This window comes from Exiguobacterium sp. s16 (genome assembly GCF_018618115.1).
In the GTDB taxonomy this organism is placed as follows: Bacteria; Bacillota; Bacilli; order Exiguobacteriales; family Exiguobacteriaceae; genus Exiguobacterium; species Exiguobacterium mexicanum_A.
On the sequence record NZ_JACSLM010000009.1, the window covers coordinates 68,106 to 82,931 of the forward strand.

The 14,826-nt window shown below is 52.7% G+C and carries 17 protein-coding genes and 1 other annotated feature; of the genes, 9 read left to right on the forward strand and 8 right to left on the reverse strand.

All coding sequences use genetic code 11. From position 1 onward, the window contains the following. Window positions 1–51: 51 nt before the first annotated feature. Genes bshB2 through pdxK form a run of 3 tightly spaced genes read right to left on the reverse strand, consistent with a single transcriptional unit; the run spans window position 52 to window position 1,951 of the window. Window positions 52–705, reverse strand: a complete 654-nt coding sequence (bshB2, locus tag KNP86_RS13380; RefSeq protein ID WP_034780767.1) for a bacillithiol biosynthesis deacetylase BshB2 — start codon at window positions 703–705, stop codon at window positions 52–54. Continuing rightward, window positions 702–1,073: a YojF family protein gene (locus tag KNP86_RS13385; protein WP_034780768.1), complete on the reverse strand. Its 372-nt coding sequence runs from the start codon at window positions 1,071–1,073 to the stop codon at window positions 702–704. Before KNP86_RS13385 ends, bshB2 begins: the two co-directional genes overlap by 4 nt. A 53-nt stretch (window positions 1,074–1,126) precedes the next feature. Continuing rightward, window positions 1,127–1,951 carry a pyridoxine/pyridoxal/pyridoxamine kinase gene (gene pdxK, locus KNP86_RS13390; RefSeq protein ID WP_034780769.1) on the reverse strand — a complete coding sequence of 275 codons (825 nt, stop codon included), beginning with the start codon at window positions 1,949–1,951 and terminating at the stop codon, window positions 1,127–1,129. A gap of 187 nt (window positions 1,952–2,138) precedes the next feature. Between pdxK and cbpA the strand changes: the two genes are divergently transcribed. After that, entirely contained in the window at window positions 2,139–2,774 is a 636-nt protein-coding gene (gene cbpA / locus KNP86_RS13395) for a cyclic di-AMP binding protein CbpA (RefSeq protein ID WP_034780770.1), read from the forward strand. A gap of 34 nt (window positions 2,775–2,808) precedes the next feature. Here the strand turns inward: cbpA and KNP86_RS13400 are convergent, their stop codons facing one another. The 3 genes from KNP86_RS13400 to KNP86_RS13410 form a co-directional block, all read right to left on the reverse strand. After that, window positions 2,809–3,333 carry a GNAT family N-acetyltransferase gene (locus KNP86_RS13400; protein ID WP_214754888.1) on the reverse strand — a complete coding sequence of 175 codons (525 nt, stop codon included), beginning with the start codon at window positions 3,331–3,333 and terminating at the stop codon, window positions 2,809–2,811. Window positions 3,334–3,388: 55 nt separating this feature from the next. Next, on the reverse strand, window positions 3,389–4,276 hold the full coding sequence (locus KNP86_RS13405) for a diacylglycerol/lipid kinase family protein (protein ID WP_214754896.1): 888 nt from the start codon (window positions 4,274–4,276) through the stop codon (window positions 3,389–3,391). 93 nt (window positions 4,277–4,369) lie between these two features. After that, on the reverse strand, window positions 4,370–4,744 hold the full coding sequence (locus tag KNP86_RS13410) for a hypothetical protein (RefSeq protein WP_034780785.1): 375 nt from the start codon (window positions 4,742–4,744) through the stop codon (window positions 4,370–4,372). Between the two features lie 159 nt (window positions 4,745–4,903). Between KNP86_RS13410 and KNP86_RS13415 the strand changes: the two genes are divergently transcribed. From KNP86_RS13415 to KNP86_RS13430, 4 genes are all read left to right on the forward strand, one after another. Continuing rightward, on the forward strand, window positions 4,904–5,335 hold the full coding sequence (locus KNP86_RS13415) for a MarR family winged helix-turn-helix transcriptional regulator (RefSeq protein WP_034780788.1): 432 nt from the start codon (window positions 4,904–4,906) through the stop codon (window positions 5,333–5,335). Between the two features lie 122 nt (window positions 5,336–5,457). Next, entirely contained in the window at window positions 5,458–6,093 is a 636-nt protein-coding gene (locus KNP86_RS13420; protein WP_029596264.1) for an FMN-dependent NADH-azoreductase, read from the forward strand. Window positions 6,094–6,174: 81 nt separating this feature from the next. Continuing rightward, entirely contained in the window at window positions 6,175–6,852 is a 678-nt protein-coding gene (locus tag KNP86_RS13425) for a uracil-DNA glycosylase (protein WP_214754898.1), read from the forward strand. Window positions 6,853–6,974: 122 nt separating this feature from the next. Continuing rightward, window positions 6,975–7,170, forward strand: a binding site (T-box leader). Window positions 7,171–7,223: 53 nt separating this feature from the next. Beyond that, the gene (locus KNP86_RS13430; RefSeq protein ID WP_214754900.1) at window positions 7,224–8,786 is read left to right on the forward strand and encodes an aromatic amino acid hydroxylase; all 1,563 of its coding nucleotides are present in this window, start codon (window positions 7,224–7,226) and stop codon (window positions 8,784–8,786) included. Window positions 8,787–8,826: 40 nt separating this feature from the next. Here the strand turns inward: KNP86_RS13430 and KNP86_RS13435 are convergent, their stop codons facing one another. Both KNP86_RS13435 and KNP86_RS13440 read right to left on the reverse strand, forming a co-directional pair. Continuing rightward, window positions 8,827–9,816, reverse strand: coding sequence for an alpha/beta hydrolase (locus tag KNP86_RS13435; RefSeq protein ID WP_214754902.1), 990 nt, complete (start codon window positions 9,814–9,816; stop codon window positions 8,827–8,829). 36 nt (window positions 9,817–9,852) lie between these two features. Continuing rightward, a complete protein-coding gene (locus KNP86_RS13440) occupies window positions 9,853–10,674 on the reverse strand; it encodes a Cof-type HAD-IIB family hydrolase (protein WP_034780799.1) in 822 nt (273 codons plus the stop codon). A 123-nt stretch (window positions 10,675–10,797) separates the two neighbouring features. Between KNP86_RS13440 and KNP86_RS13445 the strand changes: the two genes are divergently transcribed. From KNP86_RS13445 to KNP86_RS13460, 4 genes are all read left to right on the forward strand, one after another. Next, complete coding sequence (locus KNP86_RS13445) at window positions 10,798–11,490, forward strand: response regulator transcription factor (protein ID WP_034780802.1); 693 nt, start codon at window positions 10,798–10,800, stop codon at window positions 11,488–11,490. Then, window positions 11,487–12,866 carry a sensor histidine kinase gene (locus KNP86_RS13450; protein ID WP_214754904.1) on the forward strand — a complete coding sequence of 460 codons (1,380 nt, stop codon included), beginning with the start codon at window positions 11,487–11,489 and terminating at the stop codon, window positions 12,864–12,866. The genes KNP86_RS13445 and KNP86_RS13450 overlap by 4 nt, the downstream gene beginning before the upstream one ends. A gap of 64 nt (window positions 12,867–12,930) precedes the next feature. Next, entirely contained in the window at window positions 12,931–13,296 is a 366-nt protein-coding gene (locus tag KNP86_RS13455) for a DUF1499 domain-containing protein (protein WP_214754906.1), read from the forward strand. Beyond that, window positions 13,293–14,717, forward strand: a complete 1,425-nt coding sequence (locus KNP86_RS13460) for a dihydrolipoyl dehydrogenase family protein (protein WP_214754908.1) — start codon at window positions 13,293–13,295, stop codon at window positions 14,715–14,717. Before KNP86_RS13455 ends, KNP86_RS13460 begins: the two co-directional genes overlap by 4 nt. Window positions 14,718–14,826 lie beyond the last annotated feature (109 nt).

A 14,826-nucleotide genomic window follows, 5' to 3' on the forward strand; every position in this document is an offset into this window, starting at 1 on the left:
GGCCTCGGGGCTGTCGGTGCACTCTTGTACATGACACGTCTCGCTTACGAATCATGAGAACGGATAGTGATAGAAGCGCTCGCGTTGGAGTAACTCCATGACGTGGGCGTTTTCTGCGTTGTCGATGGCCCGCAGCAATCCTTCCGTCTGAGAGCGGTGGGCGAGCAACGCCTCGCGTTTCGCGGCACTCTCGTCGCCGACTTCGATGAGGACGTGCGGTTTTCCGAGTTCCGCTTCGGTGCGATGGTCAAAGGCGACGCCTAAAAACTCTGGACGACTCGCTTCATCCATCTCTTGGAGCGCTCGAACGACCGCTCGTGCTGTCGCCTCATGGTCGGGATGGACGGCGTAGCCCGGGTAGAAGGAAATGACGCGGGCCGGTTTCACTTCTTCGATTAACGCGCTGAACCGTCCAGCGAGTTCCGCTTCGTCTTCGAACTCGACGGTCTTATCACGGAGTCCCCACATGCGGAGGTCGTCGATGCCCATGACGGCACATGCTTCCTCGAGCTCATGCTTGCGAATCTTCGGCAACTCTTCCCGTGTTGTGAAAATCGGCGAGCCCATATTGCGGCCCATCTCACCGAGCGTCAGACAGACGTACGTGACCGGGAAGCCGTTCTTATGGTGTTGGATGATCGTCCCGGCCGAGCTGAACGCTTCATCATCAGGATGCGGAAAAATAACGAGTAACGGTCCATTCATTGGCTTTCCACCTCCGAGGCTCCTTGTGGGAGCGGTTTGATATCTAAGTGTAAGGCGCAGGCGAGGCGACCGAGCCGGTCATGACCGGCGAGCAGGAGCTGGTCCCCATGCTGTTCGTAATCGGTCAATCCTTCGACGTAAAGCCAACCGTGATCGAGCTTCAAGCCGACCCGATATGGACCGTTGCCTTTGATTTGGCCGATGCTGTATTCGATGACGACGTTGCGGATGAACATGCCGGCGTTATGAAAGTCAGGGTCGTTATGCGTCGCATACGCCCCGTTCGTCGTCTCGACGTGGACATAGAGCGGCATGGATACATGCGCGTCCAAGTATGTCTGGATAGTTGTAGGTTGAATCGATTTCACGCGGTTCCCTCCAATGGAAACGATGACCCGAGACATACGTCCCGGGCCACCCGTTAAGATTGTGTTGCTAGTTTTTTACGGTAACCGGTATGGTTCGTCGGGCCAACGTATTGGTTGAGGCGGAACGAGTGACGGACCGCTTCAGTGATAAACTCTTTTCCGATTTGGATGGCCTCGTCGACCGAGTGACCGTTCGCGAGTGAGGCCGCGATCGCTGACGAGAACGTGCAGCCGCCGCCATGTGTGAAGGCAGGCTCGATTTTCTCGCTCTCAAGGAGACGATACTCGTTACCGTCGTAAAGCACGTCGAATGCTGTATCAAACCCGAGCTTGCCGCCGACTTTGACGATGACAATCTCAGCGCCGAGCTCATGGATCAAACGAGCAGCTTCTTTGATTTCATCCATCGTCGAAGGTGTTTTATCGAGACCTGCGAGCATGCGCGCCTCGAACAAGTTCGGTGTGATGATTTTAGCGACCGGTACGAGGTGCTTGCGCATCGCGACCGCGACGTCCGGGTTGAGAATCTCGTCTGCACCTTTACAAGCCATGACCGGGTCAACGACCGCGTTCTGGATGCCGTATTCTTTAATTTTACGAGCGGCGAGTTCGATGATCTCTGGCGTCGGGAGCATGCCTGTCTTGACGGCATCGACACCGATTCCGGCGAGGACCGTATCGATTTGTTTCTCGATCAACGTCGTGTCGATCGGGAATACTTCGTGGTGCCACGCGTTATGCGGGTCTTGAGCCACGATGACCGTGAGTGCGGTCATCCCGTAAACACCGAGCTCTTCCATCGTCTTCAAATCAGCCTGGATGCCTGCACCGCCGCTCGTATCCGAGCCAGCGATCGTTAACGCTTTTTTCATTGTCATAGTCGTTCAATCCCCTTTGTCTGTTTGGATAGTTTCACTATAACGACTTTTTGACGCTACGACAAATTCCGAGGTCGTTTTCGCGCCGGAATAAGTTTCGAAAATTGATGGCAGGATTTCAATCATATTTGGGGAATAGTAATGAATAGGGTGTAGACCACTTTCAATTGGCTAGGAGGAAAACCGCATGTTAGTGCATAGCTTATGCATTCCGAAGAAAGATGTCGTCACAATCAGTGAAAAGGCGACATTACGCGAGGCGCTCGACACGCTCGAAAAGACAGGCTACCGCTGTGTCCCTGTGCTCGATGAGACGGGAACGTTTTTCCGCGGTAATATCTATAAAATGCATATTTATCGCCACGGGATGAGTGGGGCGAGCCTAGACGACAACGTCATGGAGCTCATCAAGAACACGCAAAAGTACGTCCATGAATCGGACGGTTTCTTCAAAGTGTTCTTCTCGATCAAAGAATTACCGTATATCGCGGTCTTGAAAGATGAGAGCAACGAATTCTACGGGATTTTGCCGCACGGGAAGATGCTCGGCATGCTCGAAGAGGCATGGAGTCGTGACACGGGGAGTTATGTCGTCACAATCGCACTCAGTGAGCAAGCGGGGGCGCTTGAGAAGATTACGAAAATCATCAGCAAATACTCATCGATTGCCAGTCTCATGACGCTCGATGCCAAGAGTAAAGTCTTGCGCCGGGTATTGATCACGTTGCCGCCTGATTGCGACGAGCCGAAGAAAGACAAAATCGTCGCGAAACTCGAACAAAAAGGGTTCCGCGTCGTCGAAGTCGAAAACTTGAACAACTGACAAAAAACCTTCCTCATTCCTGAGGAAGGTTTTTTCAGTCCAATCGTTTTTCCATTCGGATATCCGGCCAAAATCGACCGTCCCAATAGGTGAACGCCTCGATGCGGGCAATCTCCGTGTAGCCGACCTTTCGATAAAGGTGATGAGCCGCTTCATTGAACCCAAACACACCGAGCTCGATGCGAGGCACATTTTGTGCACGCAGTCGTTCTTCTAACAGGGCGAGGGCCGTTGTACCGACACCTCTCCCGCGACCGGTCGGCTCTCCAATCACGAGTCCGAGCCAGGCGCTTCCGCGTTCGTTGTCGTACAGATGCGGGGCATCAAAGATGATATTCACCTCACCGACGAGCACGTCATCTGCGTAGATGAGGAAGATGTCATGGGTCCGGAGACGGTCCGTCAAGTCCTCGACCGTCATGTGATGTTCGGCGGCGAGTTCTTCCTCCGAGCGGACGGGACGAATCAAATGGACGATTGTCGGGTCGTTGTTCCAACGGTTGAACGTTGCGACGATGGCGTTCGACGCTTCCTGTAAAGGGACGAGCGAGATGGTCATCCTTTCCCCTCCTTTCCGTGACACTCTTTCGCGTTTAAGGGGGAAAATCCTTGTTTCAATCGACCGGCTTCAAAACGTTCAAATGACTCGGGAGTACTTCAAACGTGAGCGGCAGCTGACCACCCGTGTCGCCGTCGGCATTGACGGGAAGCGATTCTGGTGAGTCGACATGCACGCGTTTCGTCGTAAACGACGTGACGCTGTCCGTTTCTTTCAACTTGCCGGTGAACAGGGCCGGTGCGAGTTGGACCGCGTCTTTGAAGCCGAGGTTTTCAAATAAGTAGACATGAAGCAAGCCATCGTTCAACTCAGCGTCCGGTTCAAAGTTCTCAAACCCGCCGACCGAGTTCGTGAGGGCGATGACGACCAAATAGGCGTCTCCGTCGAACGTGTGCTCATCGGCTTGGACCGACAGCGCATACGGGCTATGTTCGCGGAACGCTTTGATGCCTTCGATCAAGTAGGCGAACGGGCCCCATTTCGTTTTCTCCTCGACACTGACCTCGTCGACGGCCTCGGCGATGAGCCCGATGGCGATGACGTTCATGAAGTAGCCGTTCTCGTATTTGCCGATATCCATCGGTGTCGGTTGCGCCGTCTTGAGCGCCTCGATGGCATCTGCGGGATCGCTCGGGACGCCGAGGGCGCGGGCGAGGTCGTTGACGGTACCGAGCGGGATGATGCCGAAATCAGGACGATGGTCGGCTTCGGCGAGACCGGTGACGGCCTCGTTCAACGTCCCGTCGCCACCCATCGCGATGACGGCTTTATATTGTTTCGATGCCGCTTCTTTTGCGAAATGGGTGGCATCGTCAGCTTTCTCCGTGAACCGGACATCGACGTTCCCGTAACGCTCACGTAAGACTTCCTCCGCTGCCGCGGCGTGTTCTTTCCCTAACTCTTTCCCAGACGATGGGTTGACGATTAACATGACTGTATCCATCAAAGCACATTCTCCTTTTCACACTCAGATATTGTCATCTATTCCCGTCATATGCCCAGACTAGTCATAAAAAAAACAACACAGATGTGTTGTTCAGTAGTGCCGGAACGCCGACATATCGAGATGGCTCGCATCCGATTCGTCGACGGCGAGTTCAATCTTCAAATGCTCATGGAACGGTGAGTCGAACGCGCCCATGCAGGCGACCGGTTCATGGTCCGGGACGGGGGACTTGCGTTTCGTTTTGACGAACAAATAGTCCTCACGCGCCAACGTCAACAAAAAGCGCTCGACCGCATGGGGTTCGCGCGTGACGTTCGGCCATGGTAAGTGGTTGAACAATAAAAAGACCGCGCCTTCTTTTTCGAGCGCATAGTCTGGGGCGATCCCTTCCCGGTTCAACAACTCGATGACCGTACTCAAATAGGCTTGTTTAATCGTCAATGAAATCTCGTAATACTCACGCATACCGTCCACCCTTTCTAAAAATCGCAATAATTCCATTCTATACGTTTCAGACAGGGGCGACAATGAAGAAGTTTCTTGACGAAGCGTTTTTCCCACCGTATACTGCTCATGTCCTGCTATACTAAAGGTAAATGATGAACGAATTGAGGTGAAACCGACATGATTGAATCACTCGAATTGAAGGCGTGGATCGTTTTAGCGCGGGCGATGGACGCGATCAGTGACCGTGTAAAGGACGATTTAAGACGCCACCAATTGAATTCAACAGAGTTCGGTGTTTTATCCGTATTGTATAAACGAGGGGATACCCCGCTCCAGCAAATCGGAGATCAAATTTTGATTACGAGCGGCAGTGTCACATACGTGATCGATAAGCTTGAAAAACGTGGCTTGATTGAACGTGTGGCTTGTCCATCTGACCGACGCGTTACGTATGCTTCGTTGACCGAAGAAGGCAAGCGTTTGATGGACGTCGTCTATCCCGAGCATATCGAAATCTTTAAAGACATTTACGGTCCACTTAGTGAAGAGGAGACGGAAATGCTGATCGACCTATTAAAACGGGTCGGTTATAACGCGGCAGGCAAATGACGCCTGCCTGTTTTTTTTTGACTCATTTATCTTGAAGTTAAAATAATTGACTGTGAGATATACAGATGATATAGTTCAAACTGTTGTTACAAATAGAGATTACTTTTATGGAGGAACCCATTATGAAAAAGGTATTATACGTATCTGCTAACCCGAAACCGACAGAATTGTCATACAGCAAACAAGTCGCTGAAACATTCATGACGACACTCACGAACGAGAATGCGTCACTCGAAGTTGAAGCGATTGAACTTTACGATGTCGATGTCCAAGAAATCGACGGCGACGTCCTCAGCGCATGGGGCAAATTCGCATCAGGCGAAGCACTCACAGACGTCGAAGCGGCTAAAGTCGCAACAATGAACGGTATGCTCGAGAAGTTCATGGAAGCTGACATGTATGTCTTCGCGACGCCAATGTGGAACTTCTTCTTCCCAGCACGCATGAAGATGTTCCTCGACAGCGTCTTGACGGCTGGTAAAACATTCCGTTACACAGAGCAAGGTCCAGTCGGTCTTCTCGAGAACAAACAAGCGATCCACATCCAAGGTACGGGTGGCATCTACACGGGTACGGACCTCAACTTCGCAGACGCTTACCTCCGTCAAGCGCTCGCATTTGTCGGCGTGACAGAAGTGACGACACTTCCAGTTGAAGGAATGAACCAATACCCAGACAAAATCGAAGAAATCGTTGCTGACGCAAAAGCGAAAGCCGAAGCACTTGCGAAAGAAGTCGCAGGCGCAGTCACAGTATAATGATCAAGGGCGAGTCCAATCGGGCTCGTCTTTTTGTGTGCCATCGATTCGGGTATGATAAGACGGAAAGGGGAGAAGAACATGGGAGAACAGTTATCAAATCGCCTGCTTGGGGATTGGAGCGACATCATCGCATCCGAGATGGCCGAGCCTTATTTTACTAACTTGAAAGCGTTCGTCGATGAAGCGTATGCGACATCGACCGTCTATCCGGAGCGAGAAGATATTTGGAACGCGTTCGTCTATACGAAGTTCAAGGACGTCAAATGTGTCATCCTCGGGCAAGATCCCTATCACGGACCGAACCAAGCGCATGGACTCAGTTTCTCGGTCCAAGACGGCGTCCGCCTTCCACCGTCACTCCGTAATATCTTTAAAGAATTGCAGGACGATATCGGCTGTAAGGTCCCGACTAGCGGCAATTTGGAGAAATGGGCCCGCCAAGGCGTGCTATTGCTCAACACCGCCCTCACGGTCGAGGCAGGCAAGGCTGGGTCTCACCGCGGGAAGGGCTGGGAACAGTTCACCGACTCCATCATCGAGCGACTCGGGCAGCGTGAAGAGCCGATCGTGTTCGTCTTATGGGGGAACGACGCGAAGAAGAAACAGAAATGGATTGGCCCGCAACATGCCGTCTTGACGTCGGTCCATCCGAGCCCGCTCTCGTCCCATCGCGGCTTTTTCGGATCGAAGCCGTTCTCGCAAGTGAACGCGAAGTTGAGTGAGTGGGGACAACCTGAAATTGATTGGTGTTTGTGACAGTCTGCAGATGCGGACTGTTTTTTTGTTGACGACATTCAAACGGTCTGTTATCGTTACTACCAACAAGATACTTTAGCGCTTAAAAGCACATGTGCATAGAAGCATAACTGTATAACAGTATAAAAGCGATGACCGAACCGAAGTAGAGACATCTTCCCTGGCCCAGAGAGCGTGTGGTGCTGTGAACACGCCCAAAAGATGAATCGAATTACAGTTCGCGAGCTCTCACGTGTTGAGCGGTCCCCCGTTATCGGAATAGAGTGACTAGACATCGTCTAGTAATCAGGGTGGTACCGCGGCATCGTCGTCCCTATCGAGTGAATCGATAGGGACTTTTTTACGTTCAGTCAATCAAAGGAGGAAACATCATGCTCACACAAATCATTCCACGCCATTTGGCCCCACATATTTCGCCACAGTTCTACGACGAGTACACGCCGACGGATCATGCTGTCTGGCGCTTCGTCTTGCGACTGAACTTGCACACGCTTGAAGGGAAGGCACACCCGTTCTACATCAAAGGGTTGAAAAAGACGGGCATGGGGCCAGAGCGTCTCCCTGACGTTGAAAAGATGACCGAAGAGATGCGAGAGGCCGGTTGGTCGACGGTCGCGGTCGATGGACTCATCCCAGGCGTCGCTTTCTTTGATTTCCAAGGCAACGGCATGTTGCCGGTCGCGACCGATATTCGTAAAGTCGAGAATATTTTGTACAGTCCGGCACCAGATATCATCCACGAGGCGGCTGGTCATGCACCGATGTTGATGGATCCGGAGTTCTCCCAAATCGTGAAGCGGTTCGGACAGCTTGGAGCGAAAGCGTTCATGAATCGTGAAGAACACGCCTCGTTTGCAGCACTGAAACGATTGACCGTCGTGAAGGAGAATGCGAACTCGACGGACGAGGAAATCGCGGCAGCCGAAGCGGCGGTTCATGCGGCCAAAGCCCAAGTAACCGGCTTCTCTGAAGCGCAACAAGTCGCCCGCATCTTTTGGTGGACGGTCGAGTTCGGTCTCATCGGTGAGGTGGACGACCCGCTCATCTACGGGGCAGGACTGTTATCATCGGTCGGGGAGAGCCGTCATTGTTTGACTGACGCCGTCACGAAACATCCGTTCAATTTAGAGCACGCACTCGAAACGAAACAGGACGTGACGAATATGCAACGCGAGTTGTTCGTCATCCCGGACTTTGAAGCGTTGAAGGACGCGCTAGACGAACTCGAGTCACGGATGGCGGTCAACCAAGGTGGAATCGCCTCGCTCGAGAAAGCGCTCGCGTCGGGCAGTCAATCGACCGTCCGGCTTGAAGACGGGACGGACCGCGTCGGTGTGATACGTCACGTGACACGCTCTGGGGCCCATGCGCTCGTCCAGTGGGACGACTGTGTGAACGTCAATCACGGTCAATTGACGAACTTACAGAACCACGGCGTCCTCGTTCTCGATGGACCGCTTCAAGACGTATTGGCGACGGCAGGGATTCGACTGGACGGACGCCTCGTCAGCGAGACGACGGAAGCGTTACAGTTCGAAGACGTCATCGTCACGATTGAAGACCGACAAATCCATCTCACGACACTTGAAGTGAGACAAGACACGCTCCCATCGATCTTCCCAGGCACCGAGATTGAAGAGCTCATCATCTTGGAGAAGCCGGTCCATATCGAACGTGACGCCCGTGTTTGGACGAACGATGACCCGATGTTCAATCGAATTCGCAATATGCGGGAGCAAGGCGAGTCGATTGATGAGCTCGTGCCGACGATTCTTGCCGATCATCCCGATGCTTGGTTGCTCCACATCGAATGTTTGGAGCTCGTCGAGTCCGATGCGCTTCGACAGGCGTTGACGGAACGGTTGCACGCGTTACGTGAGACGTCGCCATCGCGGCATGAGTTGATTGGCCGCGCGCTCGCATTGCTCAACTGACAAAAATAATCCCCGCCCAATGATGGGAGGGGATTATTTGTTAACGCGTCGTTTCACGCAAGAACGTGATTAAACGGCGATACGTGGCACTGGCGGCTGGCTTATCCATTTCAAAATGGTAGTCGTGGCCGAGTGTGTGCTCGTTTCGGTCATAAAAGACGCTCGTGACGTCCGCACGACCTGAGAGGATCGTCGCAAATTCTTTCGCTTGCGTTTCGAACGAACCGGTGTTGCCATCGGTGATAAACGTCGGAACGAATGTGGCCGGGATATTCACGAGCGGCGACGCTTCCGCGACGACCGGCAAGTCTTCCCAATTGTACGTTCCGAAGTAAGCCCAACCAATCCGTTTGAACAAGAAGCGGTTGACCGCCTTCGATGACTCGACGATGCTCCGTTTCAAATCGTACGGACCCGACATGAGAACCGTGCCGAGAATCGACGATTTCGGGACGATTTGCTTCACTTCGGCAGACGGTGCGTAGCCATCGTTCAATTGGATTCCGACGAATTGGGCCACAAGTTGGGCCCCGTTCGAATCGCCCGCAAAGAAGACACGGTCGAGATCGAGCCGGAAGCGGTCATTGTTTTCAGCGATATACGTGTATGCCTCTTCAAGTTGTTGGAGCGGGACGGGGTACGTGACGTCTGGAGCGAGCGCATAATTGACGCTGACGACGTTGTAGCCGTTGCTTGCGATTGACGTCGCATACTTGAAGACGTCGGCCTTATCGCCACCGACGAATGAACCGCCGTGCACCCAAAAGATGGTTGGGACGATCTGCTTCTCACCTTCGTAGCGAATCAAGTCGAACGTTCCGTTCTCGTAAGCCGAATGGTAGTCGATGTCTTTACGGACCGACGTTTTTTGTACGACTTCCTCGAACCCTTTAATGGCCACTTCGTTCCCGCCGGCAAATGAGGTTTTGACGAGGCGTGAGGTCGGTTTCGGGGACAAGAATACATAGGCGGCACCGGCGACAGCCGTGCCGACGAGTCCGAGTCCCGCCCGTTTCAATCCTTTATTCATCGTAATTCCTCCTTGAATTCAACCTGAGTTGTCCGTTTATCGATCGACGAGGACAGTTCCCATGAACGTTTCGATAACGTGCGCGATCCCGTCTTCATTGTTTGATTTCGTGATGAAGTCGGCTTTGCCTTTGACCGTTGTGTTGGCGTTGCCCATTGCGACCCCAAGCCCAGCCCATTCAATCATCGTCAAGTCGTTGTTCCCGTCTCCGCAAGCGATGACGTGGGCTTGCTCGATGCCGACGTGCTCGGCTAAGAAGGCGAGGCTCGTCCCTTTCGTCACACCCGCTTCCGTAAATTCGAGGAAGAACGGTTTCGAACGGGCGACGGCGAGTTTGCCTTCGAGTTCGACTTGCAGTTTCGTTTCAATCGGGGCAAGCGTGTCGCCGTCACCGAGCATGAGACACTTGACGACAGGCGTCGTGACTGCTTCTTTGAAGTCGTCGACATGGATGACCGGCATCCCTGTCAATTCACCTTCGATATCGGTATACGGGTTCGGTTGATCGGTTACGATTTCGTTACCGATGTACGTATGAATCGCGATTTCTTCCCGGACACTGATATCATGGAGATGGGCGACCGTCTCTGGAAGCAATGTACTTGAGAAGATTTCTTCATTTGTCTCACAGTTGATGATTGAGGCACCGTTAAATGAGAGAATATAGCTACCGTATTTGGCGAGCTCGAGCTCTCGAGCTGCGTCCCACATCGCGTACGTCGGACGTCCGCTCGCGAGCACGACTTTATGTCCGCGTTCTTGTACATCCAGCAAGGCAGCTTTCGTTTTGGCGGAAATCGTGTGATCGCTCGTGAGGAGCGTATCGTCCATATCTAAAACAATCATCTTGTAACTCATAATGGTAAGGAGTCCTCCTTCAGAATCTAATGACTCCATCCTAATACGATTTGAGGTCAATTGACAACCTTGTCGCAAAAACGTAACTATTAAGAAGTAGTGAATTTCAGAAGAGGTGGAATGATGAATCGAATATTAGTAGCCGAAGATGAGCATGCGATTCGCAGCTTTATCATCGTTAATTTAAAGCGGGCCGGATTCGACGTCTTTGAGGCGACGAACGGACGCGAGGCGGTCACGGCGTTTGATCGTGAACCGTTCGATGTCGTGTTATTGGATGTGATGATGCCAGAGATGGACGGTTTTGAGGCATGTGCGGCCATCCGTGATTTAGATGAGAATGTCGGCATTATCATGCTGACGGCGCGCACACTCGAAGAAGATAAAATCGAAGGACTCGGCCGAGGGGCGGACGACTACATCGCCAAGCCGTTCAGTCCCGGCGAACTCGTGGCGCGGATTCAAGCACTCCTCCGACGTGTCGAGAAAGTGAAACGAAAAGAGAAGAAGCGATTGAAGTCCGGACCGTTCGCCATCGACTTGGCAGCGAAGCAAGTGACGAAGTATGGGCAGTCGATTGATTTGACCCCGACCGAATACGATTTGATTTGTCACCTCGTCCAAAACGAGGAAGTCGTCTTATCACGTGATGCGCTGTTAGATGCCGTTTGGGGCATCAATTACTTCGGGGACAGAAAGACGGTCGACGTCAACATTCGTCGTCTCCGTCAAAAAATTGAAGATGATCCGAGCCACCCGGCTTATATCGAGACACTGTGGGGGCACGGGTACAAATGGCGGAGACATGACGGATGAAGCAACAGCTCGTCATTCGGATTATGCTCGTCATGACGTTCGTGCTCGTCTTGCTCGTGAGCGTCTTGTCGTACGGAACGTACCGCTACTACTATGAATATGAATCAGAGGCCTTACTTAGCCATGCGACGACGAGTGCCTATCTCTATCCCCAGGCGCAAGTCGGTTTTGAAACACCGAGCGCGTTCTCGGTTCTCGTCCGGACGTTCGGGTATCCAGGCACCGATTTGACGATTGTCGACCGGACCGGTCAAATCATTAAAACGACGGGACAGCGGGCGCAGCAGGCGGCCTTCACACCGGAACAACTGCAAGACCTCGCCCGCGGTGAGTCCATCGTCCAAGATTACGATGCGGAAGGGAACCACTATTTGTCGGTGACGAGTCCCATCATCACGGACGGCACGAGTGAATTCGCCATCAGCTTCACGCGGCCGCTCGCCGATCTCGATACGTTGATTCGCGAGATTTGGATGGCTGTCGTCATGATTGGCGTCTTGATTTGGCTGGTCGCGCTCTATGCCGTCATTCGGATTGCAGACCGCTTCGTCCGACCGATTCGAGACATCATTGAGACGGCTGATGAGATGGCGCAAGGTGATTTTGACGTCGAAGTCTATTCCAATGAAAAACATGAGCTCGGGGCACTGGCCCGGACGCTGACGTATTTAGGAGCGAAAGTGCAGCAGCATCAATCGACACGAAATGAATTTCTATCAAACGTGTCGCACGAGTTGCGGACGCCGCTCACTTCGATCAAAGGATGGACCGAGACGATTCGCGGCGGGGACGAGAAAGTGTCAGAGGAGACCGAGCTCGGTTTGAGCATCATCCATTCGGAGACGGAGCGGATGATTGGGCTCGTCGAGCAGTTGCTCGATTACACGAAAATTGAAGAGAGCCGGCTCGTTTTGTATCGGCAAGAACTCGACCTCGTATCGCTGTTACGGAAAGTGACGATTCAGTTGAAACAGTCGCTCGAGGATAAACAGATCACCCTCATCGAACGGTACCCCCAAAAATCGATTGGACTGTTTGATGAGAACCGGTTGAAGCAAGTATTTTTAAACTTACTCGAGAACGCCATTCGCTTCTCACCCGAAGGTGGGACGTTGACCGTACGGTTCGTGCAATCGGAGCGGGTCGCGTTCATCTCGATTATTGACGAGGGGCCTGGTATCTCACGGGATCACCTGCAACGCATCACGGAAATGTTCTATCAGGCGCAAGTGACGAAAGGCAGCAGTGGTCTTGGTCTCGCGATTGCGAAGGAGTTGATCGAGGCGCACGAAGGAAAGCTCGTCATTGAAAGTGAGGTCGGTCATGGGACGACGGTGACTGTTTTGTTGCCGCTCGATCCAAGCGAACTGCATTAAAAGGGTTAAACCTTCCGAATTCAGGATACATGTAATTGTATGTAGAATGAGGGAGGTTTTTTTCGTGGCAACGAAATCATTGAAGCCATTGTCAGGTAGTCCGAACGCTGTCTCGACCGAAACAGAAATTGAGGCGCTACGCATGGAGCCGCTCCCATACGGGGAAGACCGCGCTCAGAGCATCGAGACAATGAAGATGGTGATGGGGCAACTGCCTCGGACCGAGCTCGTCAAGGAGACGGATGACACGCTCCATTATGTCGTCACGTCGAAAATGATGCGCTTTAAGGATGACGTTGAATTCCGATTCGACGATGAGACAAGACAGATTGAATTCCGCTCGGCATCACGACTCGGTCACTCTGACTTTGGGGTGAACCGGAAACGGATGCAGGATGTGAGTGAACGCTATCGGAGGTTGATGAGATGAAGGATTATCAGTTGATTGTGATTGGTGGAGGCGCGGCCGGGATGACGGTCGCGGCTGGTGCCGCAAACTTAGGCGCAAAGGTCGCCTTGGTCGAGAAGAAGAAACACCTTGGTGGAGACTGTCTTCACGTCGGGTGTGTCCCGTCGAAAGCGCTGATTGCCGCTTCGAAAGAAGCGAGTAGCATGATGCAGGCGGCGCGTGTGCTCGGAGCTGAGTTTGATGGCCGCGACCATTACCAGACGACGAAGGCGCGTGTCGATCGTGCCCGCGCCATTATCCAAGATCATGACGGAACGGAGCGTTTCGAAAAACTTGGTGTCGATGTGTATATCGGCGAGGCATCATTCCAAAGCCCGTACGAGCTTAAAGTCGGAGACGATTTGTTGATTGGGAAAAAGTTTGTCATCGCGACCGGATCGAAACCGACCGTACCGCCGATTGATGGATTGGACAGTGTGCCGTACTTAACGAACGAACAAGTTTTTGAAGAAGAAACGCTGCCAGAAAGTATCATCGTCATCGGCGCCGGCACGGTCGGGCTTGAACTTGCCCAATCGTTCGCTCGTCTTGGAAGCCAAGTGACCGTGCTTGAGGCACAGGACACGTTCTTACCGAAAGAAGATGAGTCTGTCAGCAAATTGCTCCGCTCCCAGCTCGAGATGGCGATGCGTCTGAAAATCGGGGTGAAAGTGAAGCAGATTGCGGAAGAGGACGGACGTATTCACGTCACGACTGAAGTCGATGGCGAGACCGTGACGTATGAGGCTGACAAACTGCTCATGGCGACGGGCCGTAAACCGAGAATTGATGAACTACGGCTCGACCGGGCGCATGTGAACGTGAAAGACGGGTACGTTGATGTCACTTCGACATACCGGACGTCCCAACCGCACATTTTCGCGATCGGTGACACGATCAAGACGTTACCGTTCACCCATGCGGCCGGAGAAGAAGGGAAAGCCGTCGTGGCGAACGCCTTGTTCGGACTATGGAACAAGGTCGACTACACGAAGATGCCGTGGATCACGTTCACGGACCCGGAAGTGTTCCACGTCGGCATGACCGAGGCCGAGGCACGTGAGCGTCACGGCGATGACGTCGAGATTTTTGAAGCGAAACTGTCTGAGGTCGATCGGTTCGTCGCCGACCGTCAAGAGACAGGATTCGTCAAAATCATCACCCGGAAGAACGGTAAGATTATCGGTGGGCACGCGGTCGGAATGACGGCCGGGGATTGGATGCAAATCGTCGTTTATGCGATGCAACGAGGCGATAAAATCGGCAAGCTGTCCCGCATGATTTATCCGTATCCGTCGCGGAGCGAGGCCGTGAAAAAAGTGGCCGACCTTTACTGGCGGAAGCGCTTGTTCAACAGCCCGCTCACGGATTTGTCACGCAAGTACTTCGAATGGACCCGATAACGAAAAATCCCACTCTCGACTAATCTGTACCCTGAGTAATAGACACTTAAAAAAAGTCTATTGCTCAGGGTTTTTGTGTACACTGGATTAAATCATATTGGGAGTGAAT